This window comes from Bradyrhizobium symbiodeficiens, from assembly GCF_002266465.3.
In the GTDB taxonomy this organism is placed as follows: Bacteria; Pseudomonadota; Alphaproteobacteria; order Rhizobiales; family Xanthobacteraceae; genus Bradyrhizobium; species Bradyrhizobium symbiodeficiens.
The window spans coordinates 3,011,819-3,032,199 of sequence record NZ_CP029427.2; the positions used below are offsets into that span (position 1 = coordinate 3,011,819).

At 63.8% G+C, this 20,381-nt stretch carries 19 protein-coding genes; 6 read left to right on the forward strand and 13 right to left on the reverse strand.

Annotation, left to right across the window (positions count from 1 at the left end; translation table 11 throughout):
- The first annotated feature begins 340 nt into the window (after nucleotides 1-340).
- Together CIT39_RS13725 and CIT39_RS13730 are read left to right on the forward strand one after the other, a co-directional pair.
- Nucleotides 341-1,015 (forward strand): response regulator, encoded by a 675-nt coding sequence (locus CIT39_RS13725; RefSeq protein ID WP_094974814.1) that lies wholly within the window; start codon nucleotides 341-343, stop codon nucleotides 1,013-1,015.
- Between the two features lies 1 nt (nucleotide 1,016).
- The gene (locus tag CIT39_RS13730) at nucleotides 1,017-2,423 is read left to right on the forward strand and encodes a sensor histidine kinase (RefSeq protein ID WP_181955155.1); all 1,407 of its coding nucleotides are present in this window, start codon (nucleotides 1,017-1,019) and stop codon (nucleotides 2,421-2,423) included.
- A gap of 24 nt (nucleotides 2,424-2,447) precedes the next feature.
- Here the strand turns inward: CIT39_RS13730 and CIT39_RS13735 are convergent, their stop codons facing one another.
- From CIT39_RS13735 to CIT39_RS13755, 5 genes are all read right to left on the reverse strand, one after another.
- The gene (locus CIT39_RS13735) at nucleotides 2,448-4,103 is read right to left on the reverse strand and encodes a TRAP transporter large permease (RefSeq protein ID WP_094974813.1); all 1,656 of its coding nucleotides are present in this window, start codon (nucleotides 4,101-4,103) and stop codon (nucleotides 2,448-2,450) included.
- 26 nt (nucleotides 4,104-4,129) lie between these two features.
- Nucleotides 4,130-4,711, reverse strand: coding sequence for a TRAP transporter small permease subunit (locus tag CIT39_RS13740; protein ID WP_094974812.1), 582 nt, complete (start codon nucleotides 4,709-4,711; stop codon nucleotides 4,130-4,132).
- Nucleotides 4,712-4,880: 169 nt separating this feature from the next.
- On the reverse strand, nucleotides 4,881-5,900 hold the full coding sequence (gene moaA / locus CIT39_RS13745; RefSeq protein ID WP_094974811.1) for a GTP 3',8-cyclase MoaA: 1,020 nt from the start codon (nucleotides 5,898-5,900) through the stop codon (nucleotides 4,881-4,883).
- A gap of 107 nt (nucleotides 5,901-6,007) precedes the next feature.
- A complete protein-coding gene (locus tag CIT39_RS13750; protein WP_094974810.1) occupies nucleotides 6,008-6,502 on the reverse strand; it encodes a hypothetical protein in 495 nt (164 codons plus the stop codon).
- Between the two features lie 155 nt (nucleotides 6,503-6,657).
- Entirely contained in the window at nucleotides 6,658-7,332 is a 675-nt protein-coding gene (locus tag CIT39_RS13755; protein ID WP_094974809.1) for an HAD family hydrolase, read from the reverse strand.
- A gap of 168 nt (nucleotides 7,333-7,500) precedes the next feature.
- On the opposite strand from CIT39_RS13755, the gene rpiA reads away from it, so the two are divergent.
- From rpiA to gor, 3 genes are read left to right on the forward strand one after another with little or no spacing between them, the layout of a single operon-like run.
- Nucleotides 7,501-8,232 carry a ribose-5-phosphate isomerase RpiA gene (gene rpiA / locus CIT39_RS13760; protein ID WP_094975102.1) on the forward strand — a complete coding sequence of 244 codons (732 nt, stop codon included), beginning with the start codon at nucleotides 7,501-7,503 and terminating at the stop codon, nucleotides 8,230-8,232.
- The gene (locus CIT39_RS13765) at nucleotides 8,229-8,771 is read left to right on the forward strand and encodes a DUF2059 domain-containing protein (protein WP_094974808.1); all 543 of its coding nucleotides are present in this window, start codon (nucleotides 8,229-8,231) and stop codon (nucleotides 8,769-8,771) included. The genes rpiA and CIT39_RS13765 overlap by 4 nt, the downstream gene beginning before the upstream one ends.
- 46 nt (nucleotides 8,772-8,817) lie before the next feature.
- Entirely contained in the window at nucleotides 8,818-10,206 is a 1,389-nt protein-coding gene (gene gor / locus CIT39_RS13770) for a glutathione-disulfide reductase (RefSeq protein ID WP_094974807.1), read from the forward strand.
- A gap of 217 nt (nucleotides 10,207-10,423) precedes the next feature.
- Here gor and CIT39_RS13775 read toward each other — a convergent pair whose 3' ends face one another.
- Together CIT39_RS13775 and CIT39_RS13780 are read right to left on the reverse strand one after the other, a co-directional pair.
- Complete coding sequence (locus CIT39_RS13775; protein WP_094974806.1) at nucleotides 10,424-11,431, reverse strand: alpha/beta fold hydrolase; 1,008 nt, start codon at nucleotides 11,429-11,431, stop codon at nucleotides 10,424-10,426.
- A 388-nt stretch (nucleotides 11,432-11,819) separates the two neighbouring features.
- The gene (locus CIT39_RS13780; protein WP_094975101.1) at nucleotides 11,820-12,959 is read right to left on the reverse strand and encodes a hypothetical protein; all 1,140 of its coding nucleotides are present in this window, start codon (nucleotides 12,957-12,959) and stop codon (nucleotides 11,820-11,822) included.
- Nucleotides 12,960-13,336: 377 nt separating this feature from the next.
- On the opposite strand from CIT39_RS13780, the gene CIT39_RS13785 reads away from it, so the two are divergent.
- The gene (locus CIT39_RS13785; RefSeq protein ID WP_094974805.1) at nucleotides 13,337-13,645 is read left to right on the forward strand and encodes a hypothetical protein; all 309 of its coding nucleotides are present in this window, start codon (nucleotides 13,337-13,339) and stop codon (nucleotides 13,643-13,645) included.
- A 13-nt stretch (nucleotides 13,646-13,658) separates the two neighbouring features.
- Here the strand turns inward: CIT39_RS13785 and CIT39_RS13790 are convergent, their stop codons facing one another.
- The 6 genes from CIT39_RS13790 to CIT39_RS13815 all read right to left on the reverse strand — a co-directional run bounded on the left by CIT39_RS13790 (nucleotide 13,659) and on the right by CIT39_RS13815 (nucleotide 20,346).
- Nucleotides 13,659-13,844: a hypothetical protein gene (locus tag CIT39_RS13790; RefSeq protein WP_094974804.1), complete on the reverse strand. Its 186-nt coding sequence runs from the start codon at nucleotides 13,842-13,844 to the stop codon at nucleotides 13,659-13,661.
- 64 nt (nucleotides 13,845-13,908) lie between these two features.
- Nucleotides 13,909-15,138: a carboxylate-amine ligase gene (locus CIT39_RS13795; RefSeq protein ID WP_094974803.1), complete on the reverse strand. Its 1,230-nt coding sequence runs from the start codon at nucleotides 15,136-15,138 to the stop codon at nucleotides 13,909-13,911.
- A gap of 17 nt (nucleotides 15,139-15,155) precedes the next feature.
- Nucleotides 15,156-15,983 (reverse strand): class II glutamine amidotransferase, encoded by an 828-nt coding sequence (locus tag CIT39_RS13800; protein WP_094974802.1) that lies wholly within the window; start codon nucleotides 15,981-15,983, stop codon nucleotides 15,156-15,158.
- Nucleotides 15,984-16,225: 242 nt separating this feature from the next.
- Nucleotides 16,226-17,737 carry a tetratricopeptide repeat protein gene (locus CIT39_RS13805; protein WP_094975100.1) on the reverse strand — a complete coding sequence of 504 codons (1,512 nt, stop codon included), beginning with the start codon at nucleotides 17,735-17,737 and terminating at the stop codon, nucleotides 16,226-16,228.
- A 234-nt stretch (nucleotides 17,738-17,971) separates the two neighbouring features.
- The gene (locus CIT39_RS13810) at nucleotides 17,972-18,568 is read right to left on the reverse strand and encodes a redoxin domain-containing protein (protein ID WP_094974801.1); all 597 of its coding nucleotides are present in this window, start codon (nucleotides 18,566-18,568) and stop codon (nucleotides 17,972-17,974) included.
- Nucleotides 18,569-18,600: 32 nt separating this feature from the next.
- Entirely contained in the window at nucleotides 18,601-20,346 is a 1,746-nt protein-coding gene (locus CIT39_RS13815) for an MOSC and FAD-binding oxidoreductase domain-containing protein (RefSeq protein ID WP_094974800.1), read from the reverse strand.
- Nucleotides 20,347-20,381: the final 35 nt, after the last annotated feature.

The window sequence follows — 20,381 nt, forward strand, 5'->3', positions numbered from 1 at the left end:
GCGCTGGCACTACCGGATGAGGGAAGGACGCCGGGGTCACAGAGTCTATTCGATCGTCTCATCGGCGCGCACGAGCAAGCCTGGCGGCACGACGAGGCCGATTGCTCTTGCTGTCTTGGCGTTGATGATCAGTTCGACTTTTGTGGTGCATGTGCGTGCGGCAGGGCGAGCGTCGCGGCGAAACGGAACCCATATCAACGTTGCCTGACGCTCACCTTACGGTTCTGTCGACGTCCGCAAGGACGCATTTTTTTGCTGGTCGTAGCCGCCGAATGATGGGAGACATTCCGAAGCGCGGCGGGTCCCGCGGTTCTGAAATACCGGAATTCTGGTCGAGCACATGCGCCTTCTGATCGTCGAGGACAATGCCGAGCTGTCGCGGCTCGTCGCGGGCGGGCTGGCGGCGGCCGGCTATCAAAGCGACATCGTCGGCAGCGCGGCCGAGGCGCGCGAGGCGGTGAGCAGCGTCAGCTACGCTGCGATGATCCTCGACCTCGGGCTGCCCGACGGCGACGGCCTGTCGGTGCTGCGCGAGCTGCGCCTCAAGATGGAGCCGCTCCCCGTGCTGGTCCTGACCGCACGCGGCGGCCTGCAGGATCGCGTCAGCGGCCTGCGCAGCGGCGCCGACGACTATCTCGCCAAGCCCTTCGCGATGGAGGAGCTGATAGCGCGGCTGGAGGCGATCCTGCGCCGGCCCGGCCAGCTGCTCGGCCGCTCGCTCAGTCTCGCCAACCTCGTCTACGACACCGAGAGCCGCCAGATCTTCGTCGACGACCAGCCGCGGATCATCTCCGCGCGCGAGACGTCGGTGCTCGAGATCCTGCTGCGCCGGCAGGGCCGGGTGGTGCCGAAGAAGAACGTCGAGGATCACATCTTCGGACTGGACGGCGAGGTCGCCTCCAACGCGGTCGAGGTCTACGTCTCGCGGCTGCGCAAGCAACTCGCCGAGCACGGCGCGAAGGTCGTGATCCATACCATCCGCGGCGTCGGCTATCTCATGGACGTGGAGAAATAGCGTGGCCCGGATCGGGTCCCAAGCCAGGCCCCAGGGCGCCGGGTCCTATGGCAGGTCGCCGACGTTCAAATCGCTGATCTGGCGCATCGTGTTCCTGCACATCCTCGCCGTCGCGGTGGTCGCGATCTTCCTGCCGCTGGTGCTGTTCTGGCTGCTCAATTCCGAGATCGACCAGCTGCATCGCGATGCCATGCGCGCCCAGGCCGAGGTGCTGGCGGAGCGCATCGTTGCCCAGCCGGGCGGCGTGCTGACGTTCCATCTGCCCGACAGTCTCAAGGGCCTCTATTCGGAAGCGTATGGCCGCTATCAGTACGACATTCGCGATGCCGAGGGCCGGCTGCTGTTCTCTTCCCATCGGCGCTCCGCCGCAGCTGCTGCGCCGCGCTCGTCGGAGAGCATTTCGGGGGCCGCCGTCACCCGCGACATCGACGGCAACACGGTGCGCATCCGGGTCGCCGAGGACCTCGCACACCGTGACGTCATCATCGACGACATCGTCTCGAATTTCTTCCGCCGAGTGGGATGGATCACCATCCCGATCCTGCTGATCCTGCTCGCCACCGACATCATCATCTTTCGCCGTGCGATCGCGCCGCTGTTGAAGGCCTCCGAAGAGGCCAGCAATATCGGCCCGGCGCGCACCGACATCCGCCTGCCGACGGAGCAGATTCCGCGCGAGATCCTGCCGCTCGTCACCGCCGTCAACCAGGCGCTCGACCGCCTCGAAGGCGGCTTTCGGGTGCAGCGGCAGTTCACGGCGGATGCCGCGCATCAATTGCGCACGCCGCTTGCGATCCTGCGCACGCGGATCGAGACGCTCGGCGATCGTGCCGCACGGCAGGCGCTGCATGCCGACATCGAAACGATGAGCCGCCTGGTCGCCCAGTTGCTGGAGATCGCCGAGCTCGACACTTTGGTGCTCGATCCCGGCGAGACCACGGATTTGCGCGCGGTCTGCGCCGATGTGGTCGCCTCGATCGCCCCATTCGCGATCGCGCAGCACAAGGACATTGCGCTCCGGGGCACCGACGTGCCGGTCAGGATCCACGGCAATGCGGAGATGCTCCAGCGCGCGATCTTCAACCTTGCCGAAAACGCCATCAAGTTCACGGCAAAGGACACCACCGTCGACGTCGAGGTGGGCGAGGACGGTTCGGTGCGCGTGCGCGATTGCGGCCCGGGGATCGCGGAGGTCGAGCGCGAACTGATCTTCCAGCGCTTCTGGCGCGCCGACCGCCGGCGCAGCGACGGCGCGGGACTGGGGCTGTCGATCGTGCGCGCCGTGGCCGACGATCACGCCGCGACGGTGGCGGTCGAGAACCTCCCCGGCGGCGGCGCGGAGTTCACGCTGCGGTTTCGTCTGGCGGAGCGGGCCGAACCTTTACCCTCCGCTGGAGGCGGAGGGTAAGAAGGTCGGCCATGCAGCCTCCGCTTACTTCGACGGCGGCCCGAAATCCAGCGGCGGCAGTTCGATCTGCGGCACCTCGATCTTGATCGTGTTGGGGTCGATGTTCGACTGGACGCCCTTGTAGTGCATCACCATCGACGGGAACGCGATTACCAGTCCGACCATGATCATCTGGATGACGACGAATGGCACCGCACCCCAATAGATCTGGCCGGTGGTGACGGGCTCCATCCGCTTGCCGGTGAGGCGATCGGTGTAGCGCTCCTTCGGCGCGACCGACCGGAGATAGAACAACGCGAATCCGAACGGCGGGTGCATGAACGAGGTCTGCATGTTGACGCCGAGGATGACGCCGAACCAGATCAGGTCGATGCCGAGATGCTCGGCGGCAGGTCCGAGCAGCGGGATCACGATGAAGGCCAGCTCGAAGAAGTCGAGGAAGAAGGCCAGCACGAACACGAACAGGTTGACGAAGATCAGGAAGCCGACCTGGCCGCCCGGCAGGGAGGTCAGCAGGTGCTCGACCCAGACGTGCCCGTTGACGCCGTAGAAGGTGAGCGAGAACACGCGAGCGCCGACCAGGATGAACACGACGAAAGCCGACAGCTTGGCGGTCGATTCCGTGGCTTGCCGGATCAAGTCCCAGCTCAGCCGCCGCTTCGCGGCACCGAGGATGAGGGCGCCGGCGGCACCCATCGCGCCGCCTTCGGTCGGGGTCGCGATGCCGATGAAGATCGTGCCGAGAACCAGGAAGATCAGGAACAGCGGCGGCACCATCACGAAGGTGGTCTGCTGAGCCATTTTCGAGAGGAAGCGGAAGCCGGTGAGCTTGTCGATCACCCAGTTCAGCACGGCGACGGCGAACGCGAAGATGATGCCGTAGAACATGCTCAGCACGACATAGTCGGCGCCATGCGTCTCGGAGTTGCGCATCATGAACCAGCCGAACACGCAGCTCGCCAGGAACAGCACGCCGAGGGAGCGGAGGCCACGGTCGCCACTGTCCTCGCGAAAGCCGATGGCCTCCTTCGGCAGGCCCGGCGCGGCCTTCGGGAAGATCATACTGACGAGAAAGGCGTAGAGGGCGTAGAGGCCCGCGAGCACGAGGCCCGGGATAAAGGCGCCTTCGTACATGTCGCCGACCGACTTGCCGAGCTGGTCGGCCATCACGATCAGAACGAGCGAGGGCGGAATGATCTGCGCGAGCGTGCCCGACGCGGCGATGACGCCGGCGGCGACGCGGCGGTCATAGCCGTAGCGCAGCATGATCGGCAGCGAGATCAGACCCATCGAGATCACGGACGCCGCGACCACGCCCGTCGTCGCGGCGAGCAGCGCGCCGACGAAGATGACGGCATAGGCAAGGCCGCCGCGGATGGTACCGAACAATTGGCCGATCGTGTCGAGCAGGTCCTCGGCCATGCCCGACCGCTCCAGCACCAGTCCCATGAAGGTGAAGAACGGGATGGCGAGCAGCGTGTCGTTATTCATCACGCCGTAGACGCGCTCGGGAAGAGCCTGCAGGAAGTCAGGGTGGAATTGGCCGAGCTCGACGCCGATGACGGCGTAGAACAGGCCGACGGCGCCGAGCGAGAATGCCGCGGGATAGCCGAGCAGCAGCACGACGACCAGCGACGCGAACATGATGGGCGCCATATTGGCGATGATAAAAGCGGTCATAATTCCCCCTAAACCGTCGCCAACGGCTACTTCTTCTCAATCGCTTCGACGAGATGCTCGACTTCCGCCTCCAGCGCCGACACCTGCGATTCATGGGGATCCGGAATCAATCCGCGCATCACCGCAATTCGCTTGATCAGCTCGGAGACTGCTTGAACGAGCAGCAAAGCGAAGCCGATCATGATCAGAGCTTTGGCAGGCCATTGGGGCAGACCGCCTGCATTGCCGGATTGCTCGTTGATGTGGAACGAGCGCTCGAAGAACGGCACGCCCGTGACGATCATGACGATGCAGAGCGGAATGAGGAAGAACAGGTGACCGATCACATCGATCACATTGCGGACCTTCTTCGGCAGCGAATTGTTCACGATGTCGATGCGGATGTGCTCGTTGTCCAGCAGCGTCCAGGGCGAGCAGACGAGGAAAACGATGCTGAACAGCACCCATTGCAGCTCGAGCCATGAATTCGACGAGGTGTCGAATGTCTTGCGGATGATCGCGTTGACCGCCGAGACGACGACGGCGACCATGATCAGCCACGCCACACGCTTGCCTGTCCAGCGCGTGAACGCGTCGATTCCCTGGCTCACTTTTAGGAGCGCTTGCAACGATAGGTCCTCCCCCGATTGTGCCCCGGCCGTCTTGACTGCGCCGAACGGGCGCGTGGCTTGTCTCGCCGCGCAGGCATGAGGCACGCGCACCAAACCAGCGGGCGTGCCGCCAGTCAATCGGAAGTTTGTTGATAGTTAAGGGGAATAAGACCGTAATCCGCCGGTGTCAGCCGCCGGTGACGCTCATGTGCCTGGAGACGCTGGGACGGTCATGGCGGCGGTCGATGATGAAATCGTGGCCCTTGGGCTTCAGCCCGATGGCGCGGTCGATCGCATCCGCAAGCAGCGTGTCGTCGTCGGATGCACGCAGAGGTTTGCGCAAATCAGAGGCATCCTCGTGGCCGAGGCAGGTGTGCAGCGTGCCGGTGCAGGTGACGCGAACCCGGTTGCAGGATTCACAGAAATTATGGGTCATCGGCGTGATGAAGCCGAGCTTGCCGCCGGTTTCGGCGACACTGACATAGCGGGCCGGACCTCCGGTGCTCTCGGCCAGATCCGTCAGCGTGAATTGCTGGGCGAGGCGTGCGCGCACCAGCGACAGCGGCAGATACTGGTCGATGCGGCCCGATCCGATCTCACCCATCGGCATGACCTCGATCAGTGTCAGGCCCATGCCCTTGCCGTGGGCCCAGCGCATCAATTCGGGAAGCTCGTCCTCGTTGAGGTTCTTCAGCGCCACCGCGTTGATCTTGATGGCGAGGCCTGCGGCGCGCGCGGCCTCGATGCCTTCCAGTACCTTGTCGATCTCGCCCCAGCGGGTGATCTCGCGAAACTTCTTGGGATCGAGCGTGTCGAGCGAGACGTTGATGCGGCGGACGCCGCAATCGGCGAGCTCGCTTGCGTATTTCGCAAGCTGGGTGCCGTTGGTGGTCAGCGTCAGCTCGTTCAGGGCGCCGCTCGACAGATGCCGCGACAGCGAGCGGACCAAGGTCATCACGTTGCGCCGGACCAGCGGTTCGCCGCCGGTCAGCCGCAGCTTCTTCACGCCCTTGGCGATGAAAGCAGAGCAGAGCCGGTCGAGCTCTTCCAGCGTCAGCAGGTCGGCTTTGGGCAGGAACGTCATGTCTTCGGACATGCAGTAGAAGCAGCGCAAATCGCAGCGATCGGTGACGGAGACGCGCAGATAGCTGATGGTCCGCCCGAACGGATCGGTCATCGGGGTCGACAGCGCGGTGGATCCGTTCATGAAGAGGCCTTGTCACTTGCGGCGTCGGGCGCACCTTTGCTTCAGCGGTGCTCGGGACACAATCTAAGCATCGGACGCGACGAGGACAATCGGGTGGTATACTTAGATCACCGCCTGCCGGCGTTCGGATCGGGGAACGGCGAGCCCGCGGGCGATGCGGCTTCGGCTGGTGCCGCGGCCGGCGCGGCTGCAGCCGGTTTGGGCTTCCTCGGCCGGTGCGGCTTGCGAACCGGTTTCGGCGGGGTGGCCGGCTGGAGTTCCGCAAACACCGGATTCGGGTCTGATGTCACCGAGGCGGGCGTGGTGAAATCCCCGGGACTTCTGATCACGTTCACCGGGACGCTCGCCGGCTGGTACTTTGGCAGCGCGAAAGCGACCGTAAAGGGAGCCTCGGGGGCGGGAACCGAGACGGAGCAAGGAGTCTTGCATCCCGGCCCGAGCGAGGTCGTGGCGTCGGCACCCGGCGGGTTGGATTCGAGCCGGACCTGGACGGTCGGCGGGGCCGATTTGAACATGTCCCAGGACATTGAGGAGCAGCCCCCAAGGCTTGCCGCTCCCAAAAGACTCGCTCCGGCTAACGCAACCGCGATGACACGACGCATGACCCATCCACTTCGACTGCGACGAACCGCCCCATAACCCCGCCCGGACCTTAGGAGCGTCGTTTGGGGCAGGCAACCGGCGGGCTGCGCATAGTTAATGAATGGTTAATGCAGGAGATTTCTGAATACCATTATATATCAATAACTTGCTGGCGCTATACGGTCATCAGGCTGCTGGCGGCGGCCGGAAGGTCACGCATGTGATGGATCAGCCGGTCCGGCTTCAGCTCGGCGATCGGCACATCGGTATAGCCAAAACTGACCCCGATCACGGGCACTCCGGCCCGGCGAGCGACCCCGACATCGGTTCCGGCATCGCCGACCATGATGCTCGCTTTGACCGCTCCGCCGGCGCGCGCCACCGTTTCACGAAAAATCGTGGGGTCGGGCTTCTGGACGCCAAAGGTGTCCGCGCCGCAGATCGCCGCGAAGCGGCGGCTGAGGTCGAGCTGGTCCAAAAGCCGCTTCGACAGCCATTCCAGCTTGTTGGTGCAGACGGCGAGGCGATGGCCTTGCGCTGAAAAATGGTCCAGCGCGGCCTCGAGCCCCTCGAAGGGGCGGGATTCGACCGCGATATGGTCGGCGTAATAGGCGATGAAATCCGCGGTCATCCGGTCCATGTCGGCGGGGGTGACGCTGCGGCCCTCGGCCTCCAGCCCCCGCTCGATCAGCTTGCGGGCGCCGGCGCCGATCATGTTGCGGGCCGAGGCCATCGGCACCGGCGGCAGCCCTTCGCGGTCGAGCACATGGTTCAGCGCGGTGATCAGGTCGGGCGCCGTATCCACAAGCGTACCGTCGAGATCGAAGACGATGGTGTGAGGGGAGGTCATGGTCCAAGCGCTACCGGCCCGGTCATGCCAGTGCAAGGGGCGGCGCCATAAGATCAACTTATAGTCTGGTTCCCCAGACCCTGTTCTCCGGCGGAAAACGAGGCTACATAGGCCGCCGAAAGCGGCCACGATCGGCGGCACGTTCGGGACTCAAGGGTGGGCGCAGACGTGAATATGGACCAGTTGAAGCGACAGGCCGCTGCGCGCGCGCTCGAGGAGGTGCGGGACGGCATGCAGCTCGGGCTCGGCACCGGCTCGACCGCCAAGCATTTCGTCGAGCTGCTCGGTGAGCGCGTCGCCGCCGGGCTCAAGGTGATCGGCGTGCCGACCTCCGAGGCGACTCGCCTCGATGCTATCAGGTGCGGCGTGCCGCTGACCACGCTGGATGAGATCGACCATCTCGACATCACCATCGACGGCGCCGACGAGATCGATCCCGAGCTCAACCTGATCAAGGGCGGCGGCGGTGCGCTGCTGCGCGAGAAGATCGTGGCTGCGGCCTCGGATCGCATGATCGTGATCGCCGATGACACCAAATGGGTGCCGACGCTGGGCAAATTTCCGCTCCCGATCGAGGTCATCCCCTTCGGGCTTGGTGCGACGCGCCGGGCGATCGAGAAGGCATTTGCCGAATGCGGCGTTTCCGGGCAAATGGCGGTCCGCAACGCCAAAGGCGGGGACAAGGACGGCCACGTTTTGGTCACCGACGGCGGCCACTGGATCGTCGATGCAAAGCTCGGACGGATCGAGGATCCTGCTCGTCTCGCCAAGGCGTTGAGCGTGATCCCCGGCGTGGTCGAGCACGGGTTATTCATCGGCTTGGCCAGCTCGGCTGTATTGGCGGGCGGCGAGGGAATTCGCGTGATTGAACGGCGTAAGCCGAAAGGAGACTGGGAATGAAGAGCGTCTTGAAGTTTTTGCCGGCTGCGACCCTCGCTGTGGGACTGGCCCTCTCGGTCGTCCCGGCCGCCGCGCAGCAGGCCGCGCCCAAGGCAGCTGCCGCACCCGCGCAGCCGAAAGCCTCGCCCGCAGCGGTCGCGGCGGCCAAAGAGATTCTGCAGATCAAGAACGCCACCGCGATGTACGCGGGCGCCGTGCCCGGTCTCGTCCAGAAGACCAAGATCGCGCTGATCCAGCAGAACCTGAACTACCAGAAGGACCTCAACGAGGTCGCCCCGATCGTCGAACAGCAGCTGAATGGCCGCCAGAACGAGATCGGCGATGGCATGGCACAGATCTATGCCAGCGAGTTCACCGAGCAGGAGCTGAAGGATCTCGTCACCTTCTACAAGTCGCCGCTGGGCAAGAAGCTGATCGACGCCGAGCCGCGCGCCATCGGGCTCAGCATGGCCTTCATGAACTCCTGGGCCCAGAACTTCTCCGAGACCGTGATGGGGGCCTTCCGCGCCGAGATGCGCAAGCGTGGCAAGGAGATCTGACAGACACTATCTGATCGGTGATTCCTGATAGGGGTCGGAGTGGACAATGGCTGAATTCGACGTCGACCTCTTCGTCATCGGTGGTGGTTCGGGCGGCGTGCGTGCCGCCCGTATCGCGGCTGGTTACGGCGCCCGCGTGATGATCGCGGAAGAGTACCGCATGGGCGGCACCTGCGTGATCCGCGGCTGCGTGCCGAAGAAGCTGTTCGTGATCGGCTCGCATTTCCGCCACGAGCTCGAGGATGCCGCGGGTTTCGGCTGGACCGTTCCGCCCGCCAGCTTCGACTGGCCGACGCTGATCGCCAACAAGGACAAGGAGATCGCGCGGCTCGAGGCGGCCTACACCGCCAACGTCGAGAAGTCGGGCGCGCAGATCGTCAAGAGCCGCGCGGTGATCGAGGACAAGCACACCGTCCGCCTGCTTGAAAACGACCGCAAGATCACCGCAAGATACATCCTGATCGCCACCGGCGGCGCGCCCAACCATGGCGCCGCGATCCCCGGCATCGAGCACGTGATCTCCTCCAACGAGGCGTTCCATTTGAAGAAGCTGCCGAAGCGGATCGTGATCCAGGGCGGCGGCTATATCGCGCTGGAATTCGCCGGCATCTTCGCCGGCTTCGGCTCCGACGTCACCGTGATCTATCGCGGCGACAACATCCTTCGCGGCTTCGACGAGGATGTTCGCAGCCATGTTCGTGCCGAGATGGAGAAGCAGGGCATCACCATTCTCACCGGCTGCACGGTGAGCAAAGTCGACCGCCACGGCGATGAATTCACCACGCATCTGTCGAACGGATCGAGCATCGCCTCGGACCAGGTGATGTTCGCGATCGGCCGCCACCCGGCAGTGGCCAATCTCGGGCTGGAGAACGCCGGCGTTGCCATCAACCCCGCGAACGGCGGCATCGCGGTCGACCATTTCTCGAAGAGCTCGGTCGACAGCATCTATGCGATCGGCGACGTCACCCATCGATTCAATTTGACGCCGGTCGCGATCCGAGAGGGCCATGCCTTCGCGGACACCGTGTTCGGCAAGCGTACGGTGCAGGTCGATCACGCCAACATTCCGACCGCGGTGTTCTCGCAGCCGGAGGTCGGCACGGTTGGTCTGACGGAAACCGAGGCGCGTGCCCAATTCAGTCACGTCGACATTTACAAGACCTCGTTCCGCCCGATCAAGGCGACGATGTCGGGCCGCGACACCCGCGTGCTGATGAAGCTGGTCGTCGACGGTGCGAGCGACCGCGTGCTCGGCTGCCACATCGTCGGCGAGGCCGCCGCCGAGATCACGCAAGCCGTCGCGATCGCGGTGAAGATGAAGGCGACCAAGGCCGATTTCGACGCGACCATCGCGCTGCATCCGACCGCGGCCGAAGAGCTGGTCACCATGCGCACCCCGACCGCGCGCCACGTGCGCCAGGCCGCGGAGTAGGGGCGGCAATCACCGGGTTGTTTTCTTGTCGCCCGGCGGGCTGATCATCGGACGTGCGCTCGTCCATCGTGACATTCTTCTGGGGCGCATTTGAAGAATGCATGGCCGGCCGATACCGCGGCCAGGCCGCGTCAGCTGTCATGCAACGCAACTTCACCCGCGTTCAGTGCGAGGCAGACCTCGCATTGAATCGGATTCGCCTGGCGTGATCAGGCTCTCAGTGCAGCGTTCCGGCCGCGGCCTCGTCGACAGCGGCCATCAGGTCGGCCGTGTCCGACTGCTGGATCATGTGACCCGCATTCGGGACGCGGCGCATCTTGCTGTGCTTGATTTCGTCATGCAGCCGGCCGGACTGCTCGTCGATGTCGATGAGACGGTCATCCTCGCCGGCCAGGATGGTGACCGGCATGGCCAGTTCGCCGTAGGTCTTCGCAGACAGCATTGCAGCAGGGACCATCAGCGCCGCCTCGGCCGCGCCGGCCCGAAGCTGCGATGGACGCACGGCCAGTGATTTGGGGAAGCCGTCAAACTTTTGCGGGACGGATTTGGGTCCGAACAGCTGACGCAGCATCGCCGGCCACATCAGACGGCTGAGGATCGGGGAGATGGTGTAACTGAGGATATCGCCAAATCCCGGGATCGCCGGCCCTGCCATCGCCATCATCGCGTCGGTGCGGGCTGTCGGGAAATAATAGCCCGACGCCAGTATCAGGGCCTCGACCATTGAGGGATGCCTGCTTGCCAGGGCGATCGCAACCGACGCTCCCCAGGAATGTCCGAGCACGATCGCCTTCTCGACGCCGAGTTGCGCAAGGGCATCCTTGAAGAGGTCGGCCTGGGCTGCAGGCGTCCACACCACGTTGCGGGGCCTGAGGCTGTGGCCGAAGCCGGGACGGTCGAACACAATGACGCGATAGTCCTTGGACGCGAGGTCGATCAGGCCGCTCGACTCGAAATCCTGGATCATGCTGCCATTGCCATGGAGCAGGACCAGGGGACGTCCGGATCCGCGCTCCACGTAATGCAGGCGAACTCCGTCGACGTCGATGAATCGTCCTTGGGGTGGGTTGTCGCGCTGCGCCTTGTCGGCAAGGCGCCGATTGACGACCGCGGCCGCTGCCATCAGGCCGGCTGCCGCGACAAGGGTGGAGGCCAAGGGATGCTGTGCAAGAGTATGAAGGGTCGTAGTCGCCAGCGATGGCGAACGTTTTTTCAGTAAGCGCATATGACACTTTCGCTGACCACAGCCAGCTATTCGAGAGTGGGGAAGGGACACTTCTGGTTTAACGTCCCGGTCTCATTCGGCTGGTAACCGTCAAAGAGATGCAGGTCCGAGGCGCAGATGGCGCAGGCGGCAATCTTGATGCGGATGCTGGATCTTGGGATCCGTATCGGACCCGGACGTCGCCTTTGCCGGGCCAACAGAGCGCACGCATGGTCAAATCTCCATTTTTGGGGACGGCATGCGCGTTCACGGGTCATGTCGTGCAGACACAACAGAAGCGACGGAGGGAAGTTCCTAACCCAATCGCGCCGCGCGCTGAAGTCGACGATGTCGCGGCAGGTCTGAGATCGCTTGCCAAGCCCGCTTCGGCGGGCCGTTTCTTGTGCGGCTACCCGTAAAGATATCCGACCGGCCTGCCTTCGGTGCGCAGCGGACGAATGTCCTTCTGCGTGATGATCTGGCCGGCGAGACCGTCGATCTCGTCGCGCTGCGTCGGCGTCCAGCTGCGAAGGTCGTTCATGCCCTTGAGGAGACCGAGCCGGAGCACCTGCGTGTTCTCGCCGACCGCAATGAGGCTGATCGAGCTCTTGCTTGCGGTCACGACGTCGCCGGCCGCGAGCTCGAAGATCTCGCCCGCCTTGTTCTTGAATTCGGCCGTGCCGCGAATGACGCGATAGATCACCACCTCGCCCTTGGCGAACGAGGCGGCGTCCGCTGATGACGATGTGCTCTTCGGCAGCAGCGACCCGCCGCGCGGGTCGGTTGCGATGATGTGGCCGGTGACGAGCTGGCCGCTCGGTGCTTCGATGCCGATGTCGCGCACGTAAACCGGCAGCGCCGATTTGATCGAGCTGTCCGCGAGTGGCTTGAACAGTGCATCCAGCGCCAGCGGATCCTGAAGCCAGAAGCCGGCATTGGCCGGGCGATCGTGCAGCGGATGGCTCCAGGCCACGCGCGGCGTCTCGGCTTCGTTGATCTGGTCGGGACCGACGATGGTGGGATTCGGAAAGGTGGTGGGATCGGTGATGAAGGCTTCGAGGAATTTGCCCGAATAGCCCATCGAGACCGGATCCGGCACCACCGTCTGCGGCGTCTTCAAATTCTCTTCGGTCGACAGTCCCGACCAGGTGTAGAACAGCTGGCGATGCACGATCGCGCTTTGCAGCATCACCGCGCCGGGGCCGACATTGTAGAAGCGCCCGTCATAGTCGAAGGTGAACGCGCCCGAGGTCACCAGCACCAGCTGGAAGCCGCCGGGTGGAAGATGCAGGTGGAAATCGGTGGGACCTGTGTCGGGGCGGTAGATCGGCAGGTTGGTCGCGACTTCGTGGAGCAGGAAGGTCTCGTTGTTGGCGTGAAAGCCTTCGTTGGCGCGGTTGTAGAGTGCTTGCGGGCGATAGGTCGCCTCGAATTTCGCATTCCGGTCGCGGTCGATGGCGACGAAGTCCTGCGTGTTGAGGCGGAGCGGCGCGCCGTTCGGATGGGTGAGGCCGGTCGTCCCGAGGTCGCCCGCAGCATGCACGTTCATGACGTTCTCCGCTCTGCGCCGTTGCTTCGCTGCCATCGTCATTGCGAATTTTGGGCCAGTTGGTTTGCGAAGCAGCAAACGGGCCCGGCGCCGCGATGCGGATGTGCCGGTTTGGGAAAAATCCGGTGGTTGCACGGGAGGTTAGATCGACGGCTGGTTCCGATCGTCGGACGCGTGACGGGACCGCGGGCTCCCGGCGCGGCGACGCGACCTGTCTAATTTGTCGGCAAGCCTCGCCAACGCGCGTGCAGCGGCACAGGCACGGATCGGCGCGAAGCCGCCCTCGGGATCAGCGATAACGTCGCGACCCGACACCACGGCGATTGACAGAGTGTTCATGTTTTGTTCTTATGCTGTGACCGAGAGGGAGGCAGGCCATGGACAACCGTATCAACGAAATTCGCAGAACCATCAGGGCGCTCCGCGTCAGCATGCGCGAAGCCGAAGCCATCATGCATGAGCAGATCAATCGCGAGGAGGACTGCAGCTTCGTGGCGCAGGAAGTCATCAAGATGCGCTCGGTCATGAGCCTGCTGGTGAAGGAGCGGACCGCGCTCGGCGATCACGAGCCGATCCTCGTGAATAATTTCTTCATCCCGCGGCGCCGGCCGACGCGAAAGCCGGTCGCGGCTCGTTCGCCGACGGTCGATTCCGTATTCCGTCCGCGCGTGGTGGCGCGGGCTTGACGCGGAGGGCGGCTCAATCGAAAGCGTGAGGCGCGGCCCGATCCGGCTTTCCGGCCGGGCTGTCCGCCCACTTTGCCATCTCCGTGGTTCGCGCATCGACGCCCTCGCACCAGAAGCAGCTCGGCCGCGCGCGGCCGTTCTCGGACAGGATCGGGACCAGGCTGTGGCCGCAACCGGCGCACCAGGCGATGTCAGTCATGCATTCCCCCAACGGCGTATCAAATTCAGAAATGACGTTCTCGGCCGCGAAGCTTGCGCGGGCGCTATGACGCCGCAGGCGCACTGCGCCCGATCGGCGCGCTCGTCCCCGAGATCGTCGATGTCGCGATCCATCGTGACACGGCTGCGATGTCGTCGCCGTTGTCGCGGTAGGCGCGAAGCTGGAATTCGGCCGAGCTGCCGCGCTCCACGATGGTGCGGCAATGCTCGATCTCGGCTGTGCAGCCCAGCGCCTCGGCGTCCCCGGCGGTGTCGTCGATGATTCGGGAGAGCATCTCCGAGATCGCGACCGGCCCGTCCTTGGAGGCAAAGATGCAATCGGTGCCGTAGCGCTGGGCGCGCCACTTGTTCTCCACCGCAATCGCGCGTTCGACCGCCGTGACCTCCTTCGACAGATGGGGTCGCAGATAGAGGTGGCGCGTCAGGCAGCGATAGAGCGAGGCGATGGCGACGGCGTCGTCGACCAAAGTGCAGGTGTCGGGCGCGCGAAGCTCGAGGGTCGGGTGCCGCATCGAGGGGCGCATCGCCCACCAGATGTGGCTCTCGTCGGGAATGACGCCGGAGCGCTGCAAGGCGCCAACATAGTCGTCGTAGTCCTGCCGGCTCTCGAACAGTTCGGGAAGGCCGGTGCGCGGCAGCTCGGAATAGGCGGCGAGACGGTAGCCCTTCAGTCCGGTCTTGTGCGAATTCCAGAACGGGGAGGACGCGGACAGCGCGATGAACAGCGGCAGATCCGGCAGCATCGCCCGCATCACCGCCATGCGCTTCTCGGGATCGGGCAGCTGGACGTGCACATGCATACCGCACATCATGTTGCGATGGCCAATGCTGCGCAGATCCTCGATCATGTCCTCATAGCGCGGCTTCGGGCTCGGCTGCGACATGCGCCACACCGCGGTCGGGTGCGTGCCGCAGGCCATGATCACGAAACCATATTGCGCGGCGACATTGGCGACTTCGCGCCGCAGGAAGCGAAGCTCTTCGCGGGCGTCGTTGACGTCGACGTGGACGTTGGTGGCGACCTCGAGCTGAGATTGCAGCATCTCGCGCATGGCCTGGCCGCCGGTCGACCAGTTCGCCGACTCGAACAACTCGTTGGGCGTGTGGATCGCGACCTCGAAACTGCGGCGGTCGGCCAGGAAATACTCCTCCTCGATGCCGAAGGAGTATTCAGCTGCCTTGGCCCCGCCGCCAGCGGAGCGAATCACGAGATGCTGCTTGTCATCTGATGAATCGAGGCGCAGCAATTTCAATACATCCGAAGCAAAAGTCATGTCCCACCCGGCAAAAATCACCTGCGGGCACTAATCCTTCTGGCAGGGACGGGTTCCCTGTCGGCGCTACCGCAAATTGTCGCGTCGAACGGAACGATCTTCACGCTTTCGGACGCGCGGGCGATCAGCGCGTGATTTGGCGGCACTTCGATCCAGTCCGATTCCTTGTCGAACGGTTCGGACACGACGATGACCTGACCGCCGTCTTCCCGGTAATAGAGCGTGTTCGCGGCGTCGTTGACCGCAACGCGGAAGGCATAGAGATCCCGGCCGTTGGCGATCGCACTGGTGAAGCGCAGCCGTTCGCGCAGATTGCCTTCGTTGACAAGGCCGACCAGGGCCTGCAGCACGCGCCGCGTCGCTCCAAGCGGGTCGCCGTCGAGGCCGGCACCCATCATCGCCAGGAACACGGCTTCCGAATCAGTCGTGCCCAGCCGCGACGGATAATAAGCATCGGGGATCAGCGCCTCGACCTTGCGCCGCAGCCGATTCCAGCTCCCGACGAATCCGTTGTGCATGAACATCCAGTGGCCGCAGGCAAAGGGATGGCAATTCTGCCGCGTCACCGCCGTGCCGGTCGCGGCCCGCACGTGCGCGAAGAACAAATGCGAGCGCAGATGCCGGCAGAGGTAGCGCAGGTTTTCGTCGGACCACGCCGGCCGCGTCTCGCGATAGAGCCCGGGCTCCGGATGCTCGCCGTACCAGCCGAGACCGAATCCGTCGCCGTTGGAGCCCGCCGTGGATTGCAGCGAGCGGATGCTTTGCGCGACCAGCGAATGTTCGGGCTCGGTGACGAAAGGCTCGAACGAGGTGGTCTCGCCCCGGTATGCGATCCAGCGGCACATGAGGTTCCTGTCGGGGATATGTCCTGACAGCACCAACAAATATGCCCGGGCTGCGTTCCCGGCGAGATCCGGGCCGCCCGCACCGCTAGGGCGTGTACTCGTAAACCCGATCAGCCCGCGCGGAGGCGGCGCCTTGTCCATTCCGTTTTCAATAGCGGACAGGGCCAGGTCGCACCAGCTGGTCGGCTAAGGGGCCGGAAGGAGACCTCTGCTCGCAAGTTAGCAATGAAGTCCTGGTCACATCATCGATCGCGGACGCCAGCCTTTCTGAGCCCATCGACGATGTCATCGTACTCACGGCGAAACTGCGGATTGCTCGAACGCGCGTAGCCCACTTGACGGAACCACTGGACCGTGAAGTCCGGCCGGACTGCATTTAATTCGGCTATCATTTGGTGGGCCATTTCCAGTTGGCCCGTGGCTTCATAAGCTGAAATCAGATCCGCATACGGCATCCAGTTCAATTTGTTCAGATTGATCGAGCGCCTGCATTCCTCAATGGCTTCGTTGTATTGGCGCACATGCACGTGGGCATGACAAAGGAAGAAGTGCCAAACGTCAGCGGACGGATCTTTGGGGCTTAGGCGCAAGGCGATCTGGACCGGGGAGAATGCTTCGTGCGCGCGTCCCGCCGTGACAAATGCGATTCCCTTTGTTGCATGCGCGACCGGCGAATTGGGGTCGATTTCCAGAGCGGCGTCGAATTCAGGCAACGCTCTCTCGGGATCTCCGTATAGCAAAGTGTTTCCCTTGGTTACGTGCGCGTTTGCACTCGCCGGGCGTTTGGCAAGCACTCGATCAACCAAGCTGGTCGCAATCTTCTTGTCTTCCATCACGGACGTTGACGATCCGGAGAGCACGCCACTGACGATGCACCACGCTTTCCCGAGCATTGCGTCAATGTTGTCTGGATCGAGGCGCAGCGCGCTGTCAAACAAGTCCATTGCCTGCGCGTTCGTAACCTTGGTTTGAGGTTGATAGACCTTCGCCCAGCCGCGCATGCTGAAATCCTTAGCATCTGGATTCGTTGGCGGGTCCATCAGGCTGCGTCGGCTTTCGGCCTGGATGAGTTCAACGTTGAGAGAGCGGGCGAGCCGCGCCGTGACTTGCTCCTGCAAGTCGGCGAGATTCATCCGATCGCCGTCAAAACGATCCGACCAGACGTCGCGACCGGTCGAAAGGTCAGCGAGCGACACGTTCATCCGGACCCGATCTCCGGCCCGTTGCACGGCGCCCTGTACGGCCCATCTAATACCAAGGTCCTTGCCCAGCGTCTTGAGATCCACCTGCTTGTTCTTGTAGGTAAAAGCCGTCCCGCGCCCGATCACGAATGTATCGGGCATTTGCGCGAGGTCGGTCGTCAGATCGGTCGTAATACCGTCGGCGAAATAATCCTGCTCTGCATCGTTGTTGAGGTTTGCGAATGGCAGGACGACGAGGGACAAACGGGGAGCAAGGTCGGGCCGGGCCGTAGCCTGTTTTTGCGTCTTTTGGCTTTCTGGAAACACATCTGTGCGGAGCGTCTTCCAAACAGTCCAGTAACCGACCAGGCCGCCCGCGATTGCACCGACGGCGGCAATAGAGGCGAGCGCACCGGCGATCACCTGCAATCGTGCTCGCAGGCGAACCTTTAAATTGCGGTCGGATGGCGACTTCCCAGACTGCTCCTTGTCGGATACCGCTTTGTCGGGCGGCTCATCATCGGATGGCGGCGGTTTGCCAGATGGGTCGTTGGAGACTTCCGAGTTTGTCACCGCTGCCTCCGCGCACAGGTCACACGTCCGGACTTCTAACACTAGCAGTTGCGCGGCTTCAGGTCGGTCAAGACTTCTGACTCATTCGCGCTTTTTTTCTAAAGTGTCGCCTCGACAATCGCTGGTCGACGAAGATCCGAATAGATGTCCGGTTGGGGTCCCAAGCCGCCAAACACTTTCAGGGGCGGAGACTTCCGCTTTGCGTTGCTAAGCTGAACTTTATGAGGACACGCGCTAGTCCCGGCCACTGAGCGTTTCGCGATAAGCCTTGCCGTAGGGATAAAAATGCTCCTTGCGGCCCTGATCCCAGAGCGCCTTGAATCCGGGCGCGGTGATGTCCCAATCCGGGCGGCACTTCATGCTGACGGCCCTGAGGTCCTGGCGCAGTTCCTCCATGGTCGGACGCCCGAAGAACCAGTAGCCGTTGTAAATCTTGTGAACGACGAGGCGGGGCTCCAGCACGACGACATGCGGGATCATGGGATTGTGGACGGGATCGGTGTATTCGGCGATGTCGAGGTCCTTCTGGACGATCCGCCTGGGGTCCGAGAGGAAGGGCCAGTGCGCGCCGGCGCCGCTGCGATATTCATTGGTCTCGGTGATGGTGTCGGTCGTGATCGTGACCAGCCGGCAATAGCCGACCTCCATCTCGCGATGGAGCTGAACCAGCCCTTCGGTCTGGCGACGATCCTTCGGGCAGAATCCGCCGCGGCCGAGCACGACGATCATGGGATCGTCCCCCTGCAACTCGGAGAGTTTGCGGTGCTTTGCGGTGTGGTCGCTGAGTTCGTAATCCGGGAAGGTCACGCCCGGCATGATGTCAGTTCGCATCGAACACTCCCGTGTCTATCGCTGGTTCATCTCTAGAGATCGATTACGACGTCGCCTTGCGGTCGTGCGCAGCAGATCAGCAGATTTCCCTCCGCGGGCGGGTCGAGTGGATCCGCCGTGTAGATGACCTCTCCGGCCACGAGCCCGCTCTCGCAGTTGTGGCAAACCCCCGTCCGACACGACCAGCGCACCGGGACATCGCATGCCTCGGCGAGCTCGAGCAGGTTGGCGTAGGAGGGCCCCCAGCAGACATTGAGGCCGCTGCGGGCGAACGACACCATCGGACCCGGGCCGCGTGCTCCTGCCGGCTGATGTGGAGTCGTCTTCGGCGCGGCGGCGATACCCGGTGTCAGCGAGGGCTTGCTACCGAACAGCTCGGTGTGGATGCGATCGGGCGCGACGCCCAGCGCGGCGAGGCCGATGGTGAGATCGCTCATGAAGGCCGTCGGTCCGCAGAGATAGAAATCGCCGTCCCTGGGAACGTCGAGCATCTGGAGCCGCTGTCGATCCAGACGACCCGCGCTGTCGAAGTCGGCTCCTGGACGGTCGGCCGGATCGGGTGCGCTGAAGCAGACATGGCTGTGATGATGCGCCAATCCCGCAAGAAGTTCGCGCGCTTCGGCAGCGAATGGATGCTCACGGCCGTTGCGTGTGCCATGCAGCCACCAGACGTCCCGCGTCGTGCGTTCCGCGGCGAGGGCGTGCAGCATGGCGAGCACCGGCGTCACGCCGATGCCCGCGCTCAGCAGCACCACAGGCCGCGCATCGGAGTGGAGCGTGAAGCTGCCGCGCGGCGCACCGACCGGCACGATATCGCCAGCCTGGATCGTCTCGGCGACATAGAAGCTGGCCGCGCCGTGCGCCTCGCGCTTGATGCTGATGCGATAGGATGCGGCGTCGGCGCGGCTCGACAGCGAATAGCTGCGCGTCATCGCCGATGGCCCCAGCCGCACGACGACGAATTGACCGGGCAGGGCGGCTGCCGACGGCTGTCCATCAGCGGGCTCGAGGATCAGCGAGGTCACGCTGGCACTTTCGGCGATCTTGCGCGACACGCGGAACGGGCGGAAGCCGCGCCAGGCCGGCGCCGGACCAGCGGTTGGGCCGAGCCCGGCGTTTCCCGCGGCGGCGCTGTCCTTCTGCGCGAGCAGCGCTGCAAAGGAGTGATTCCAGCCGCGGCTCAGCGCCGGAATTTTCAGCGCGCGCGCGAGGCGCTCGGGCGGATGAGGGGGCAAGTAAAGCAGCGCATCGATCTCGGCTACGCTCATGCCTTCCGGACCGCTTTCGACCTGCACGATCTTGTCGCCGGCCTCGACGTCGCCTTCCTCGATGACACGGAAGTAGAAGCCTGGCCGGCCGTGCTTGACGAGCAGCGCGGGCATATCGGGCTCGTCCATGCGAATGCCGAGCCGGTAACAGGTGACGCGCGGCTGCGTGACCTCGAACAGAGCCGATCCGATCCTGTAGCGATCACCGATGCAGACCTCGGTGTCGGCCAGGCCCTCGACGGTGAAATTCTCGCCGAATTGGCCATGAACGAGGTCGGAACGGCCGAGATGTTTCTGCCAGTATCGATAGGACTCGTCCTGATAGACGAAGACGGCGCGCTGCTCGCCGCCGTGACCCGCCGTATCTCCCTGACCGTCGCCGTCGATGTTGAGCCGGCGTACATGGCGCGGGCCTGTGACGGAAGTCTTCCAGATCCCGGTATGGACGGTCCTGCCTTGCCAGGCGACGTCGCGCGGCAGGCCGACATTGAGGGAGAGCAGACGAGCCATGGACTTTCCTCGGCCAAAACCACCGTGCCTGCGCA